Origin of the sequence: Pseudomonas sp. EA_15y_Pfl1_P101 (assembly GCF_963970835.1) — a bacterium.
Taxonomy (GTDB): domain Bacteria; phylum Pseudomonadota; class Gammaproteobacteria; order Pseudomonadales; family Pseudomonadaceae; genus Aquipseudomonas; species Aquipseudomonas tritici.
The window spans coordinates 56,652-72,659 of record NZ_CAXAPA010000004.1; the positions used below are offsets into that span (position 1 = coordinate 56,652).

Here is a 16,008-nt window from a genome sequence, read left to right on the forward strand (position 1 = left end):
CGTTGTCCGGTGGACTAGAGCAACGGCCTCAACGCATTCACATTCGCCAACTGCATGGCTTCCCGCTGAATCTGTTCCGTACCCCCGTCACCTCCAGTGATCCCTCGCACCACGCTGCCATCCTCCAACGTGACGTTGTAAGCCTGCGATAACGCAGCAGCCTTTGCGTCACCCTCAAAGTGCAAAACGTGACGCTGATCTGCCCCAGTACGGCCAAACGCTGGCATCGGTACGCGGTCGGTCTTGGGACCCACCCAGTCATGGTCTGCCGCGTGTACGATGGCGCTGCCCGACGTACCAATCTCGATGCCGCCGCCAATCTTGATGTAGCTGCCGTCATCAGCGACCAAACGAATGGTCGGCGCCGTCAGGACGATTTCACCTTCAGCCGCCGAGGCGTGCAGGTTCTTTTGTGCATTGAGGGCGATGTCGTCGTTTTGAGCCTGCACAAGTACTTTGCCGCGATTGGCGATGGCGCTGATGCCAGCGTCCTGGGCAAACGCGGAAATACCTTGGCCCGCGTGCAGGCGCATGGCCGCGCCGCTGGTCATTTGCAGATGATCCTGGGCGGTCGTGTCGTGATTGCCCCCGGCGTAATGGGCTTGGGATGCAGGGGTGGCACTGACGATGCCAGCCTCACTGGTGATCGCGATCAGCGGTTCACCGCTGGCTGAACTGTCGGCAGCGGGCCACTGACTCAGGGTTTGGCGCAGCGCTTCGATACCGGCGTGATCGAGTGCCTGGGCGCCTTGTGCGGTGGCGGTTTCACCCAAAGACTTAAACAGGTCGGCACATTGGCTGAGTAATTCCAGCAGGGCTTCACGGCTCAACTGCGGGTCTTGCGCCTGATGCTTGGCGTAGGTGGTCAGCAGCAAGCCTTGGGCGGCGCGTAAGGCTATTGCGGCATTGGTACGCAGTTCTGCACCGTTGCCCAGCGGTTGGGCCTTGCCTTCGTTGCGCGGCGTCGTCAGTTTGCCCAGGTTCAACGCGCTGTCCTGATGTCGGCTGGCGAGTCGGGTGCGCAGTTCACCTGCGGTGTCATCGAACAGCAACTCGTTGTAGCCACCGCCTTGGTGCTCTTTTGTCTTGATTCCGCTCAAGGCATTGTTGTTCGGCAACTGCTTCAACCCTGCCCCATCGCTGAAGCGTGGCGAGTGGTGACGGCTGTTGTAAACCGTGCCGGTGATCAAAGGCTGGTTAACGTCCCCGGCAATAAAGCTCACCACCACTTCCTGCCCGATACGCGGCATGAACTGATGACCAAAGCCTTCCCCGGCGCTGGGCTGGGATACCCGCAGCCACGCGGTGTCTTGCGCATGTAGCTTGGCGCTGTCGCGCTCATCGGGCTGTTGGCGTTGCCAATGAAAGCGCACCTTCACTCGCGCCCACTCATCGGTATGCACTTCCCCCAAGTTCTTATCGCCGACCACGATGGCGGTCAGAGGCCCGGCAACCACTGGGCATGGCGTCAAGCATTGAGGGCGATAAGGAATATGGCGACGGATGCTGGTGAAGGTGTTGCTGTAGTCCGCCTCAGATTCGTTGAGGTAATTGTTGTGTCCCTGATGCTGCACGCTCAGCAGCAGAAACTCATTAACCGTGGCCCCTGGCTCGCGCTGATTGTTGCGGCTATTCGCCTGTGAGGGATCATGTCGGGGATGCTGCGTCAGCGTGAAGGTGTAACCGGGCACCATGGCTCGGCAATTGCTGACGCCGCGAAAGGTTTTGCCTAGCGCATGCACGGCATCACGGCGCCAGCCGACACGATTGACAGTGTCAGCACGGCTACCCGCGTTGTATTGACCTAAAAATTCGTACTGCTCAAATCGTACGGAGTCGCTGGCAGACTTCAGCAAGCCTGTATCGATGTGTTCCCACGGCTCTGCCTGCTTGTAATCGAACGAGGGAACACTGATGGCGTCGGATTGCTGCTGGCGTTGGGCAGTCCATTCGCTGATGGTGTCGGCAGTGGCCGGAATCGAGTTCTGATGGTATTGAATGACCGGTTGCTGCTCCAACGGCGCGAGCCTGTCGGAATCATTTCGCACCACCAGCGTGTGGCTTTGCGCGGTGTGCTCGAAGTAGAACAGCAAGCCTTCTTGCTCAAGTAGGCGCCGTGCAAAGTGTTCGTCTGTTTCATTGAACTGCGTGATGCAACTGTGGGTTCTGAGGGGCTCGTCCTGCGCAAGATCGAATCGGAACGTGGCCAATGCGCCGTAATGGCTGAAAACTTTGTGCAACACGTCGACCACGGTGAGGTCTTGGAAAATACGGGAATCTACCCGCTGGCTCAGATACCAAAACCATGGGCTCATCGTTGCCGAGTAATAGCTCAAGCCACCGTCATTTTTCAGGTGGTTGAAGCCCGTGATGTGACCGTGAATGCAGCGGTGAGCGCCATTGGCCAATTCGACTTCAAGCAGCGTGGGTTGGCCGATCACGGTCTTGAGCTCAAGCAGCGGATCGCGGCTAAGCAACGCTAAGTCAAAGCTGAACGGTTGGGATATCGCTTCATGGCCACTGAAACTGTCCAGCAACAGTTCGTGATCGGATTCGGCGTGAACAGAGAGTTTGATCAAACGATGTTTTTGAGAGGAAAGAAGTGATGCTGGATCGATGAACATGCTGGCCTCTATATTGCGGAGGGCGGCGGACGTTCATCTACTTGATGGGGATGCAGGTTCGCCTAAAGGCAGGAATTTGAGCATAGAGGGAGGAAAGTGGCGTGTCGGATGGCAGCCTCATTCGAGTAGGAATACTCTGAAAGCACTAAATTATGGGAGCCTACAGTATTCTGAAAAATCGTACGTTAAGGTTTTCCGACCTGTCGTAGCGGCCTGAATTTCCCGTCTTCCAGCTTGCGGCTCTGCCGCCAGACGTAATCGCCGGTCAGGTTGACGTGCTCCCAGCCCAACGGCGACAGATACTGATACAGGTCGGTATTCACCGGCTTTCCGGCGTCAGCCAGTCCTTGGGTGGCCCGTTCCAAGTAGACCGCGTTCCACACACGATAGCGGCGGTCACCAGGTTGAGGCCGCTGGCCCGGTAGCGTTGTTGCTCGATGCTCCTATCCCTAATTTCACCAAGTCGGTTGAAGAACACCGCCCTGGCCAGAGCATTGCGCGCCTCGCCCTTGTTCAAGCCTGTATGCACGCGTCGACGCAGCTCGACACTTTGCAGTCAGTGCAAGATAAAGAGCGTGCGCTCGATCCGGCCCAGGTCCCTGAGGGCCCGGGACCTGATGCATGAGGCGTTCGGCGAGCCCGACTGCCGTGTGGCGCTGAAGCTGTTGGGCGAGACCCTTTCTGCCTCTGCCGACGCTCATGTGTTGCTGTACAGCGAATTCGCCCTGACCCGAAGTCTGTGCCATGACCATGTGGTACGCGCGTTTTCATTCGAGGTAGACACCACGCACCAACTGGCATTTTTCACGATGGAAGTGATGCCGGGCCTGACCCTGGATCGCATGCTCCCGGAGTGTCCGCAGGGGCTGGCATGGCAGGAGCTGCAACCCATGGCCCTGCAATTGCTGGATGCACTGGCCTATACCCATCGGCAAGGCGTCCTGCATGGGGACGTGAAACCGGCGAATATCATGGTGGGGGAGCAAGGGGTACGCTTGTTCGATTTTGGCCTGGGCCATGCCGAGACGCAGGCAAAAGCTGGGTTACCGAGCTTAAGCCGCAGTCGCCTGAATGCCTGGACGCCGGCGTATGCGGCGCCAGAGCTGATAGCGGGAGGGTTACCGTCGGCCAGTGCCGATTTGTACGGGGCTGCCTGCGTGCTCTATGAACTGGCCGAAGGCCGGCGCCCCGGCGAGCGCCAGCAGAATCAGCGACTGCGTCGGCCCAGGCAACTGCCCAGGCACTGCTGGCCTCCGTTGTGTTCAGCATTGGCGATGGACCCCGAGCAGCGAACGGTAGGCGTCGCCGAGTTGCGCGACGCGTTGGCGGGCTGGCGTCGTTGCTGGTTCCTGAGCTAGTGCGTCAACCGGGGAGGTCATGCAACTGGCAGTACTCGCTCCAGCCCAGGCCCGCCATCTGCGCCACTTCCCTGTGCACCTCAAGGCGCTGGGCTTCGAAGGCTTCGGCGGACTCGGAGGTCAGTTTGAGGGTCAATTCCCAGGCAAACAGGCCTTGGCGTTCGGCTTCCGCTTCGAAGGCTTCATGCAGCCGCTCGGCGCGGTACTGCGCCAGGGTTTCGCCCTTGGCCTGGGCGGCCAGCGGGTTCAGGCTATTGAGTTCGGAGGCCACATCGGGGTGTTCGTTGAGGAACCTGTCCAGTGCTAGCTGGTGGTTATCGCCAGGTGGTGACAAAGGCTTGCTCCAATCAAGGGCCGGATTCCGGTCGGTGGGATGCACAGAGGCGACGCGCGCGTTTGCGCAGCCGGCGGTAGGTCCAGGCGCGTATAGGGTTGAGTAAAAACAATAACAGATAGGCGCTCAGCACGAGGGCCAAGTCCACAGAGCTATCGCTCGGGGACCCGGTCGCTCGTTCAATAACGCCCCTGCTGGTCAACAGCAGCGCAACGCCGAACACCCACAGCAGCACGTTGAAAAACAGCGGGTGCCCCTTCATTGGCAGCTTACTTTGCATAGCCAGCTTATCTCCCTGGTGCCTGCTGCCTTCGCAAACAACCTTCCTTGATCAGTTGAGTCCCCGGCGCCGCGAGCCTGCGCACATAAACACACAGACAGTCAGTATTGAAGCAGACTCCGCGATTGGCCCAGCTCAGAAAAGTCAATTATTTGGAAAACTTCAGCGAATTTCCTGTCATCCATTGTTGAAAAAACACCCGGATGAATGGCAAAAAGCTTTCGCTCACTGTGCCAGCACGTGTAGCGTTAGCCCGTGTTTCCGGCGCTGCCTTCCAGGGACAGTGGGCGATGGGCAGAGGGATGGGTTATGGCGCAAACGCTGTTCAAGCTTTTCTTCACCCAACGCCTGGCCGCCTTGGCCAGCACTGAGTCGCTGCGAGCGATCCGCGAAGGGTTGTTGTGGATCCTGCCGTGCCTGCTGGTGTCGGCGACCTTTCTGATCCTGTCTGAATGTGCCCGCGTGCTTGGCTTCGACCCGCCGGTGGTGGCGTTCCTCGCCGGCCTCCACAATCAGATCAGCTCCGTCATTCCACTGCTGGTGGCCGCTTCCATTGGCTACATGCTGGCGATCCAGCATCGCCTGCCGCAACTGCCGGTGGCATTCCTGTGCCTGGCTCATGTGGTGGTGGCGACGTTTGTCCTGAGGGACTACCCGCGCGCCTCGGCCACCTTCGTACTGTTTATCGCGATTGCCTCGCCGCTGTTGAACGTGCCGGCCATTGCCTGGCTGCACCGTTACCGCTGGAGCCGGCTGGTCAACGAAGACCTGGTGGGGCACAACCTGCGGGGCACGATCAACATGGTGGTGCCGGGGGCCATCACTGCCTTGGCGTTGGTGGCAGTGCTGTCCTTATTGTTGCAGGTGCCCTATATGGCCCAACTCCAAGGGCCGCAGGTACTCAATGCGTTGGAATCGCCCTACGGCAGCGGCCTGTTTGTGACATTGATGAATTCGCTGCTGTGGTTTTTCGGGATCCACGGTGTGTACGCCATGCAACCTTTGTTCGATGTGCTGGACCAGGCCGTAGTGCTCAATAGCACGGCGTCGGCAGCGGGCGAGCCGATCAAGTATGTGTTGAACAGCGGCCTGTTGGGCAGCTTTGCGTTTATCGGTGGTTCGGGCGGTGCATTGTGCCTGTTGCTGGCGATCCTGCTGTTCTCCAAGAGCCAGTCCATGCGCCTGTTGGCGGTGGCGAGTTTGCCGCTCTCACTGTTCAACGTCAGTGAAGTGCTGCTGTTCGGTTTACCGATCATTCTCAACCCGCGCTTGTTCTTACCGTTTCTGATCGTACCTGCGTTGAACGCCACGGTGGCGTTAACCGTGGTGCAGATGGGGTGGGTGTCGCCAGCAGTGGTCAGCGTACCGTTCACTGCGCCTGTGCTGCTCAATGCCTATCTCAGTACCCACGGCGACCTGGCGGCGGTGGCGCTGCAACTGGCGCTGCTGGCCCTGGGCACGCTGGTGTATGCGCCTTATGTGCAGGCGATTCATCGCCAGGCCACTGAGGGCGGCACGGTATACCTCAAGTCCCTGGACATGACCTTCCGCGGCCTTGAGGAAAAGGGCCGGTTGCGCGAGCTGGACCCGGTGCTCGCTTCGCACAAGACCTTGGCGCGCCAGGCCACTGAGCTGAGCCGCATCCAGCAGATCAGCGACTACGAGTTCTACCTCGAATTTCAGCCGCAGGTCTCGATTCGCACCGGCCTTTGCACCGGCTGTGAGGCGCTGATGCGTGCCCGTGACGCCCAGGGCACGGTGCATTCGCCGTGGGAGTTCCTGCAATGGCTGGCCCAGGCGCGGTTGATGCCGGACGTGGATGTGTGGGTGGCATCCCAGGCGGTTCGCCAATACCAGAAGTGGCAAAAACTTGGCTTTGCCTTGCCGATGACCATCAATATTTCCAGCGCGACCCTGACCGACGCTGCCTATGGCGAGCGCCTTGTGGAGATTCTGGCCCAGGCCCACGGGCAGGTATCGGTGGAAATCACCGAGGACGCGCTGGTCAGTGATATCCAGGCCACGCGCCGGACCATCCAGAAGCTGCAAGCCATCGGCGCCAAGGTTTACATCGATGACTTCGGCACCGGGTTTTCGGCCTTGAGTTATCTGCACCAGTTTCCGGTGGACTTCATCAAGATCGACCGCAGTTTCGTGGTGGCCCAGCATGATCCCAAGGGCGCTCAGGTCATGACCGGCCTGTTGCGTTTTTGTGAGGCCCTGAACCTGGGTGTGGTGGTGGAAGGGGTAGAGAATGCCGAGCAGTTGGCCTTCCTGAACACCGGCGCCGAATTGATTATCCAAGGCTGGTATTTCAGCAAGGCGCTGCCGGGCGATCAGTTGGAAGGCTTTGTGCGAGCGCGTGCCGCGTTAGCCAAGGGCTAATAACCGCGCTGGGTCTGCTCGATTTCCTCGACCAGGCCGTCTATCCCAGCCAGACGTGCCCGGTTGTCATGGTCCCAGGGGTGAAAACCGGGTTTGAAGTAATGCAACCACGGCACCAGCATCCGTGGGAAAACCCCCTTGGGCCCATACAGAAACTTCAGCATGCGCCAGAAGCCTTTCAGGTGCCCCCCCGATTTGCGGTCGGCAATCAGCAGCCGCAGGTGGAAATCGAATACCACCAGCCAGAAGAGCAACGTGGTGGTCAGCATGGTCCCGGTGCGTAGCAGGTAACGCTTGGGGCCGGGCTTGATCACGCGGTTCCACACATCGAAGGCCACGGCCTTGTGTTCGGTTTCCTCCAGAGCGTGCCAGTACCACATCTGCTGGTAGCCTTTGAGTGAATGGCCGAAACGTGTCGGGTCGCTCAGGAGTATTTCCGCCAGCATCGCGGTGTAGTGTTCAAGCGCAATGGTCACCGCGAGGTTGAAGGACGGCGGCAGATGTTTTTTCTGCAGATCGAGGATGAATTTAAGCCGTCGGTCCAGGGTGTGTGCCGGCAATCCTGCATCTTGCAGCAGGTTGTTGTAGGCCACGTGCTCACGGCTGTGCATGGCCTCCTGGCCGATAAATCCCTGGACCTCTTTCTTCAGTTCAGGATCATCAATGTGCTGGCGGTAGTGGCGCACGCTGTCCATGAAAAACAGCTCGCCCTGGGGGAACAACAGCGACAAGGCGTTGAAAAAATGCGTGATGAACGGACCCTGTTCATGCCAGTCCTTGATGCGCTCGGCGGGCAGGTCAAAATGGATGTCACGGCGGATCGGCAACATAGTGCATACTCCTGTTCAGAGGCGGGGCTCGTCGTTGGTTTCAAACACCGGCGTGCGGGCTTTTGGGGCCATGCGCTTGCTGGCGAGTACCACCAAGGCTTGATAGGCCGCCGGCAGGCACCGGGCGAGCAGGTCGAGGAAATACGCGTCGCGGCCGATCAGCACACGACGCTTGTTTTTGCGCACGCCTTGCAGGATCACTTTGGCGGCTTGGTCTGCGTCAGTGATGAACAGCTTCTCGAAGTCGGCGCGGGCCTGCTGTTCGCTGTGGATCAGGAAACCCGTCATGTTCGCGTCGATACGGCTGCTGCGACAGATATCGGTACGAATGCCTCCCGGGTGTACGCAGGTGGCAGAGACGCCGCAGCGCTGCATATCCAGCTCTTGGCGCAGGGATTCGGTAAAGCCGCGCACGGCGAACTTGGTAGCGTTGTAGCCACTCATGCCGGGTTGGGCAAACAGGCCGAATACGCTGGACGTGTTGACTATGTGGCCGTCACCCGAGGCTTTCAGATACGGCAGGAACGCCTTGGTGCCGTGGACTACACCCCAGAAGTTGATGCCGACAATCCATTCCAGGTCGGCGTAGTCCACACCTTCCACCGTGCTCGACAGGGCCACCCCGGCATTGTTGAACACCAGGTTGACCTGGCCGTGTTCGGCAACGCAGCGCGCGGCCCAATCCAGCATGGCCTGGCGGTCGGAAACATCCAGCACCTGGGTGGAGATCAACACGGGGGCCAAGGTCGAGGTCTTGATCAACGCCTCGGTCTGTTCCAAGCCCTGGCTGTTTTTGTCCGCCAGCGCCAAGTGGCAACCTTCCCGAGCCAGGGCCAGGGCGAGGGCGCGACCCATGCCGGATGCCGCGCCGGTAATGGTCGCTACGCGACCGTTGAATGACTTCATGACAGGCTGCCTTCTGCGGTGGAGTGGGGCGCCGGCACTGGACGGCTGGGCGCGTTGACCGGTAGCAGGTCGGCCACATAGTCCTTGAGCGCAAACTGCCGGGTGACCTGCTTGAAGCGCCAGGTCGAGCCGGGCCATAGGGTGGTGTTCTTGCCCGTGCGCGGGTCGAGGTACCAGCTTTGGCAACCGCCGGTGTTCCAGATGGTGCGCTTGAGCTTGTCTTGCAGCTGTTGGTTGTAGGCGCTTTCGACACTGGGTTTGACGTCGACAGTGGCGATGCGATGCCGCTGCATGTGCTGGAGTGCGTCGAGGATGTAGGTGACCTGGGCTTCGATCATCAGGATCATCGAGTTATGCCCCAGGCCGGTGTTGGGCCCGACGATCAGGAACAGGTTGGGATAGCCCGGCACGGTGGTGCCCTTGTAGGCGTGGGCGCCGTCTTGCCAGGTGTCCATCAGGTCCACGCCACCGCGCCCGATGATGCAATCGCGGGGCAGGGGATCGGTGGCTTGGAAGCCGGTGCCGAAAATCAGGCAATCGGCCGGGTGCTTGATGCCGTCGGCGGTGATCACACCGTCAGCTTCAATGCGTACCACGTGTTCGGTGACCACATCGACATTGCTGCGCGACAACGCTGGGTAGTAGTCATTGGAAATCAACACGCGCTTGCAGCCGATGGTGTAGTCCGGGGTCAGCGTTTTGCGCAGCGAAGGGCGAGCCACTTGTTTATGCAGGTGGCGCAGGGCGATTTTCTGCACCATCTTCATCAGCCGTGGGTGCAGGGCGAAGCCGATTACGCGGCCTTCCAGCGCCCAGTAGAAGGCGCCGCGCACCAGGCGCTGAGTGAAGGGCAGGTGCTTGAACAGCCAGCGTTCGAAGGGCGAAACCGCGCGGTCGGGCTTGGGCATGATCCACGGCGGGGTGCGCTGGAACAGGTCCAGGTGAGCCACCTGCGGCGCGATCTGTGGCACGAACTGAATGACACTGGCGCCGGTGCCGATCACTGCCACCCGCTTACCCTTCAAGGCGTAGTCGTGATCCCATTGTTGGGAGTGAAAGCGCTTGCCCTTGAAGCTGTCGAGCCCGGGAATTTCCGGCAGCGCCGGGCGCGACAAGCCCCCCATGCCCGATACCAGTACCCGCGCACTGACCTGACGGCCATCGCTGAAGCTCAACTGCCAGCGTTGCTGTTGGTCGTCGAACACCGCGCGTTTGAGGCCCATGCCGAAGCGCAGGTAGGGCGCCAGCCCAAAGCGCGTGGCGCATTGTTCCAGGTAAGCGCGGATCTCTGCCTGCGGCGCGAACTGCCGCGTCCAGTCCGGGTTGGGAGCAAAGGAAAACGAGTACACATGCGACTGCACATCGCAGGCGCAACCCGGGTAGTGGTTGTCCCGCCAGGTACCCCCGAGCGTGTCGGCCTGCTCGGCGATAAAGAAGTCGGTGAACCCGGCCTCCTTGAGCTTGATCGCCATGCACAGGCCGGCAAAGCCTGAGCCGATGATGGCAATGTCGATTGAATCACTCTGGGCATTCATAAGCAGTCCTTCGTGGGCATCGGGTGTGCTCCCTTTCTTGTTTTGTCTTTTAGATAGAACACCATTGCAAAGAAAAATTGAATTACTTATTTTAAAAAAGATTTTAAATAATCTACCTGAAAATATCGCCTACGCTAGTCCCCGGTTCCTCATGTGCGATTTGTCCGACGGACAGGCACGACGTTAGGTCCAGGGTGTGGACGATAGCTGAGGCCTTGATCAATTCCGGTCGGGTCGCCAGCAACAGGGATGCAGAGGACCGAGCTATGGCTGTTGAATGGGTTATTGCTGCGGCTGTGTTTATGGGCGTAAGCGCTGCTTTGTGGGGGTTCAGTGTCTGGATCACGCGGCGTATCGAAGCTGCCGTTCCGAGCAACGGGCGTTTTGTGGACGTGAATGGCGAGCGCTTTCACTATTACGAGGAGGGCAAGGGCCCACCGCTGTTGATGATTCACGGGCTGATGGGCAGCAGTCGCAACCTCACCTACGCCTTGTCCGGCCAGTTGTGCGAGCACTTTCGAGTGATCACGCTTGACCGTCCGGGGTCGGGCTATTCCACGCGCCATAAAGGCACCGCCGCGGACTTGCCGGCCCAGGCGCGGCAAGTGGCAGCCTTTATCGACACGCTAGGCCTGGCCAAACCGCTGGTGCTGGGCCATTCCCTCGGCGGCGCGATCTCACTGGCGCTGGCCCTGGACCACCCGCATGCGGTGTCCGGCCTGGTATTGGTGGCACCACTGACCCATCCGCAACCCACATTGCCCTTGGTGTTCTGGTCACTGGCGATACGACCGGCCCTGCTTCGGCGTTGGGTGTCATACACCCTGACCGTGCCAATGGGCCTGCTCACGCGCCGCTCGGTGGTCAAGGGCGTGTTCGCTCCGGACACTGCCCCAGAGGATTTTGCTACCCGGGGCGGCGGGCTGCTGGGCATGCGGCCCGACAACTTCTATGCGGCGTCCAGCGAGATCGCGCTGGTCAACGATTGCCTGCCGGACATGGTCAAGCGCTACCCGCAACTGACGCTGCCGATCAGCCTGATCTATGGCGCGCGTGACAAGGTCCTGGACTTTCGCAAACACGGGCAGGCCCTGGCTGACAGGGTCCCCGGCCTGAAGCTGCAGGTGGTGGAAGGGCGCGGCCATATGTTGCCGATCACCGCCACGGCGCGGGTGGCCGAGGCGGTACTGCAATTGGCCAAGCGTGCCCGGCCGCCGGAAACCGCGGTGATCCTGCATCCGCCATTTGCCTTGGCGAACAAATAATCGTGGCCTCCACTGCGCGGTGGACGGTCCGAGATGCTTGCCCTAGAGACCTGACCAAACGGCAGAAAAACAGACTGCCCAGTCACGCGGAAAAGGCCTCGAAAAAGTAGTTGACGACCTATCGATTCCGCGCTATTTATTTAAAAAAATATTTCAATTTTTGTTTTGAAATGATTTTTGAAATGCCTAAGAGCGAATAAAAATGAAAAAAACGCCTTTTATCGCATGGTTGATTTCCCGGAGCATTCAGCGCTCCCTGAACCTGTTTTCTGCCTCCCTGCCACGGAGGTTGCCATGAATCAGACTCTGGCAGCCCCAAGCGTATGGACCGACGGCAAGCGTCACCTGTGGTGGCTGGGCATCACGCCCCTGGCCACGCCATTGCTCTCCGGTGCACTGGCCATCTGCACCGGTATCCAGCAACTCTGGTGGGTCGGCGTGCTGGTGATCTTCGGCCTGATCCCGCTGATCGACGGCTTGCTCGGTGAGGATGTGAGCAACCCGCCCGAATCCGCCGTGAGCCACCTCGAATCCCAAAGCTATTACCGCTGGATCGTCTACACCGGCGTGCTGTTCGTCATCTCATCGGTGGTGATCACCGGTTGGCTGGCCGCCGGCGGTATCGACTGGATCATCCGGGGTGGTTTGTTGCAGGCTGCGGCGAACCTGGAACCGTCCAACTGGCTGTCCCACGCCGCCAGCTACATCACTGCGCGCACTCAACTGCATGGCGAAGCGAGCTGGTTTACTTACCTGGGCATGGCCATGTCGACAGGTGCCGCTACCGGCATCGCAATCAACACGGCCCACGAGCTGGGGCACAAGCCCAACGCGCTGGAAGTGTTCCTGGCCAAGGTCACCCTGGCCCCGACCTTTTACGGGCACTTCTACACCGAACACAACCGTGGCCATCACGTACGTGTGGCTACCCCGGAAGATCCAGCCAGTTCGCGCCTCGGGGAGAGCTTCTGGGCCTTCCTGCCGCGCTCGGTATGGCTCAGTGCCCGTTCGGCGTGGAACCTGGAGCGCGAACGCCTGCGCAAGCTCGGCTTGCCGGCCTGGCACTGGCAGAACGGGGTACTCAGCGCGTGGATGTACAGTGTGGTGTTGTGGGGCGCGATGATCGCCTGGTTGGGGGCGGCAGTGATCCCGTTCCTGATCATTCAGGGCATCTACGGCTTCTCGCTGCTGGAAGTGGTGAACTACGTCGAGCATTACGGGCTTAAACGCCAGAAGTTGTCCAATGGTCGTTATGAGCGTTGCTCACCACGGCATTCATGGAACAGTAACCGTATTGTCACCAATATCTTTCTGTTCCAATTGCAGCGGCACTCCGATCACCATGCCAACCCAACCCGTAGTTATCAGTCGTTGCGCCACTTTGATGAGTCGCCGCAACTTCCCTACGGCTATGCGAGCATGATTGTCTGGGCCTATGTGCCTTACTTGTGGCGACGTCGCATGGATCATCGAGTGCTGAATCATTACGCCGGGGATATCACCCTGACCAATCTTCAACCGTCACAACGCTTGAAGTATCTGGAGAAGTACAGTGGCAGTGCCAAGCCGTTCTGATGTGAATTAAAACGTGTGTTGCGCGCTCGGGATCTGTGCATCGCGCAGGTCTCTATCGCCCAGGATTCTCAAAATGAGTTGCAAAAAAGTTGTTTGACCCGAACAAAAATAATTTCAAGGGAAGGACGTACATCATGCAATCACCTGCCAAGTTGACCACCCATATCGTATTGGCCGCGCTGGGCCTGATCGTCTACCACCAGGCTCAAGCTGCGCGCATTGAGCCTGCCGGCAGTGCGTTTACCGCCCATGGCCCCATCAGTTTTTCCAAAGGTGCGCTGATCAGCGCCGACTGCACCATCAAGGTCGCCGGCAAAGTGGCGGCCGACGGCTCATCGGTGAATGTCGACAAAGTTGAATTCGATGGCGGCCTCAAATGCAGCCGAGTCGAAGCCATTAACCTGCCCTGGGTATTAGTTGCCAAAGACACCAAGAGCGGTTCCATGTCGAACATCAGCGTAGATGTTCATGCGTTTGGCCTGGGTGGCAAGTGCGGGCCTTCTACCGCCGAGGGTACATGGGATAACGCCACCGGTAAGTTGGAAGCCGCGAACGTACCGATTGGCGAAGACTGCACAATCAAGACGGTGTCGATCAAGATGCCACCGAACTTCAAAGTGGTTGAATAACAGCAAATGTTGTTGCGGTAATTGAATTGAGATTTGGCTGGAAAGGGAAGTTCTGCAGTTTCACCGTGACCTCTCGTTCATGGCCATTACCCCCTGGCGAATGACTCGCCATAACATGTGAGGAAAAACAATGAAAAGTTTGAAAACCCTCGTATCGTTGTCTGCTTTGGCTGTTTGCATGGGTGCTGCTTCGATGGCCAATGCGGCTTCGATCAGCCCTGAAGGCCCCTTTACCACCACCGCAGGTTCCATCGTGGTGCAATCACCGTCTTCATTCGGCGGCAGTGTGACCTGTGGCATTACTTTCAGCGGTACTGTCAGTGGCGGTGTTGCCACTATCACCAATGCCGCACTGACCGGAGGTGGCTTGTGTGCTTTGCCTACGCTCAAGAGCATTCCGTCGCCAGGCTGGGTGCTGACTGCGTCGTCGGCCACTGAAGGCAAAGTGGCAAACGTTGGTTACACCATTAAAAAGACTTTTATTATCCCCGGCACCGACTGCGGTCCATCCTCCATCAATGTGACCTGGAATGCTTCGTCTCACACCCTTACCGCGGCAAACCAGCCTCTGAGTGGCGGTTGCAACATTGTATCGCTGACTACCACTGCCTCTGGTCTGACGGTTAACCCATAACGGGCACACGTTACGGAACGCAGGGTTGATCACCCTTTGAAAGGCCGGTGCCTCGTTTGAGGTGCCGGCTGACGTAGAAAGCCGGCAATGCCGGAAGCGAATAATAATAAGGAGTGCCGCATGATCACTAATAAACAACAGGCTCATACACTGTTGGGGTTGGCAATACTGGGGGGGCTGATGACGGCCGCTACCGTGCAGGCGGGTGGGTTCTCTACGCCGACTTACGGTGCCCCAGGTTGGGGCCGGGCGTTCGGCGGCGGTTCTCTGTTCAAGAATGACCCAAGTTCTGCATACAACAATCCGGCAGCGATGGCGTTCGTCGATCAATCCGTGGTTCAACAAACCGTCGACTATGCCCGGATCAAGATCAAATACACGGGGCAGTCTTACGATTACACCGGTAATCCGGCCAGCAATACTGCAGTGTCGCCCGATGGTAGCTTTGATCCGAGCACTGCAACCGTCAATAACAACAATGGCGGCCAGGGTGGTTTCACCGCGTGGCTGCCAACAGGGTTTCTGGTGATCCCGATTGGCGACCGCTTTGCATTCGGCCTCAGTCAGGTCGTGCCGCAAGGCATGCGCAGCACCTGGAATGAAAATTCCAAGTTTCGCGACTTCGCCGTGGACACCAAAATTGAAACCGTCGGCTTGACGGGGTCCTTATCCTTCAAGGTGCGCGACGACTTTTCCATCGGCGGTGGCATGATCGTCCAACGTAGCCAAGGCTTCGTCAGCCAGAACATCGATCTATTCTCGGCTGCTTCGGTCTCTCCCGGCTTGGGTAACGGGGCGTTCCCGCCAGGCGTAGGTACCGCGCTGATGCGGGTCAAAGTGGACAATGTTTCCGTTGGCTGGTTTGGTGGCGTTGTGTGGAAACCGACCGACAAAGACTCCTTGGGTCTGAACTACCACGCCAAAATCAAAAACAAGCTGACGGGTAAGTACAAGGTTCGGGCCGATGCGCTGAACAACGGCTTGATGACGGACGATTCGATCTTTGGTGATGGCAAGACGCTGGTTGAAACGGCGTACCCTGGACTGAAGTTGTTCCCCAATGGCGCCAATGCCAGCACGCAGTTGGATATTCCGGCGACTGCCGCTATCGACTGGGTGCACCAGTTCAATGATCGTTGGACGTTAGGTGTCAGCGCCGTGTGGACGCAATGGTCGTCCTTCAAGGACCTGACACTCAAGTCCAATGGCTCGACGATTGTTGCCATTCCTTATAATTATCAGGACACGTGGATGTACTCCCTGGGGGGCGATTTCAAGGCCACGGATGAGTTGACCTTGAGGGCAGGCGTGGCGTACGACCAGACGCCGACCCGTAATTCGACGCGCGATCCGCGCATCCCCGACGGCGACCGTTATTTTGCATCGCTGGGCGCGGGTTACGACGTCAAGGCCATTCCCGGCCTGACGCTGGATGCCGCGTATTCGCACCAATTCGTTCAGAAGGTCAATATCAAAACCCAGAACGTCGATCGTCTTGGTGGTGGCCGTCTTGACGGCACTGCCGAGTCTTCAGGCGATGTCGTCAGTTTGTCGGCCACTTACAAGTTTTAAGGCAGCTATGACGCGAACATCAAGCGCATTCTGGTCTTCGCGTCATGCACCTGCCGCAATGGCTGGCCCAATCGGCTGAGG

General features: G+C 58.9%; 13 protein-coding genes and 1 pseudogene. 7 read left to right on the plus strand and 7 right to left on the minus strand.

All coding sequences use genetic code 11. The annotated features are described in order from the left end of the window. Positions 1–14: 14 nt before the first annotated feature. Complete coding sequence (locus tag AACY36_RS07085) at positions 15–2,624, minus strand: type VI secretion system Vgr family protein (protein ID WP_339415888.1); 2,610 nt, start codon at positions 2,622–2,624, stop codon at positions 15–17. 185 nt (positions 2,625–2,809) lie between these two features. After that, positions 2,810–3,231 (minus strand): annotated as a pseudogene (locus tag AACY36_RS07090) (Tn3 family transposase); the annotation flags it as partial. 10 nt (positions 3,232–3,241) lie between these two features. Between AACY36_RS07090 and AACY36_RS07095 the strand changes: the two are divergent. Then, a complete protein-coding gene (locus AACY36_RS07095; RefSeq protein WP_339415889.1) occupies positions 3,242–3,982 on the plus strand; it encodes a serine/threonine-protein kinase in 741 nt (246 codons plus the stop codon). A gap of 4 nt (positions 3,983–3,986) precedes the next feature. Here AACY36_RS07095 and AACY36_RS07100 read toward each other — a convergent pair whose 3' ends face one another. Further along, positions 3,987–4,316: a DUF6388 family protein gene (locus AACY36_RS07100; protein ID WP_339415890.1), complete on the minus strand. Its 330-nt coding sequence runs from the start codon at positions 4,314–4,316 to the stop codon at positions 3,987–3,989. 13 nt (positions 4,317–4,329) lie between these two features. Further along, positions 4,330–4,596, minus strand: a complete 267-nt coding sequence (locus AACY36_RS07105; RefSeq protein WP_339415892.1) for a hypothetical protein — start codon at positions 4,594–4,596, stop codon at positions 4,330–4,332. 309 nt (positions 4,597–4,905) lie between these two features. Between AACY36_RS07105 and AACY36_RS07110 the strand changes: the two genes are divergently transcribed. Then, positions 4,906–6,981, plus strand: coding sequence for an EAL domain-containing protein (locus tag AACY36_RS07110; RefSeq protein WP_339415893.1), 2,076 nt, complete (start codon positions 4,906–4,908; stop codon positions 6,979–6,981). On the opposite strand, the gene AACY36_RS07115 is transcribed toward AACY36_RS07110, so the two are convergent. From AACY36_RS07115 to AACY36_RS07125, 3 genes are read right to left on the minus strand one after another with little or no spacing between them, the layout of a single operon-like run. After that, positions 6,978–7,811 carry a metal-dependent hydrolase gene (locus AACY36_RS07115; protein ID WP_339415895.1) on the minus strand — a complete coding sequence of 278 codons (834 nt, stop codon included), beginning with the start codon at positions 7,809–7,811 and terminating at the stop codon, positions 6,978–6,980. The genes AACY36_RS07110 and AACY36_RS07115 overlap by 4 nt on opposite strands. 15 nt (positions 7,812–7,826) lie before the next feature. Next, positions 7,827–8,717, minus strand: a complete 891-nt coding sequence (locus AACY36_RS07120; RefSeq protein WP_339415897.1) for an SDR family NAD(P)-dependent oxidoreductase — start codon at positions 8,715–8,717, stop codon at positions 7,827–7,829. Continuing rightward, complete coding sequence (locus tag AACY36_RS07125; protein WP_339415899.1) at positions 8,714–10,252, minus strand: flavin-containing monooxygenase; 1,539 nt, start codon at positions 10,250–10,252, stop codon at positions 8,714–8,716. The genes AACY36_RS07120 and AACY36_RS07125 overlap by 4 nt, the downstream gene beginning before the upstream one ends. Positions 10,253–10,518: 266 nt before the next feature. Between AACY36_RS07125 and AACY36_RS07130 the strand changes: the two genes are divergently transcribed. The 5 genes from AACY36_RS07130 (at position 10,519) to AACY36_RS07150 (ending at position 15,927) form a co-directional block, all read left to right on the plus strand. Then, entirely contained in the window at positions 10,519–11,517 is a 999-nt protein-coding gene (locus AACY36_RS07130) for an alpha/beta fold hydrolase (RefSeq protein ID WP_339415900.1), read from the plus strand. A 294-nt stretch (positions 11,518–11,811) separates the two neighbouring features. After that, entirely contained in the window at positions 11,812–13,092 is a 1,281-nt protein-coding gene (locus AACY36_RS07135; protein ID WP_339439183.1) for an alkane 1-monooxygenase, read from the plus strand. A 134-nt stretch (positions 13,093–13,226) separates the two neighbouring features. After that, on the plus strand, positions 13,227–13,721 hold the full coding sequence (gene praA, locus AACY36_RS07140; protein ID WP_339496848.1) for an alkane oxidation protein activator PraA: 495 nt from the start codon (positions 13,227–13,229) through the stop codon (positions 13,719–13,721). 130 nt (positions 13,722–13,851) lie between these two features. Then, the gene (gene praB / locus AACY36_RS07145; RefSeq protein ID WP_339415903.1) at positions 13,852–14,355 is read left to right on the plus strand and encodes an alkane oxidation protein activator PraB; all 504 of its coding nucleotides are present in this window, start codon (positions 13,852–13,854) and stop codon (positions 14,353–14,355) included. A gap of 120 nt (positions 14,356–14,475) precedes the next feature. Further along, positions 14,476–15,927 (plus strand): outer membrane protein transport protein, encoded by a 1,452-nt coding sequence (locus AACY36_RS07150; protein ID WP_339427613.1) that lies wholly within the window; start codon positions 14,476–14,478, stop codon positions 15,925–15,927. The last annotated feature ends 81 nt before the right edge of the window (positions 15,928–16,008 follow it).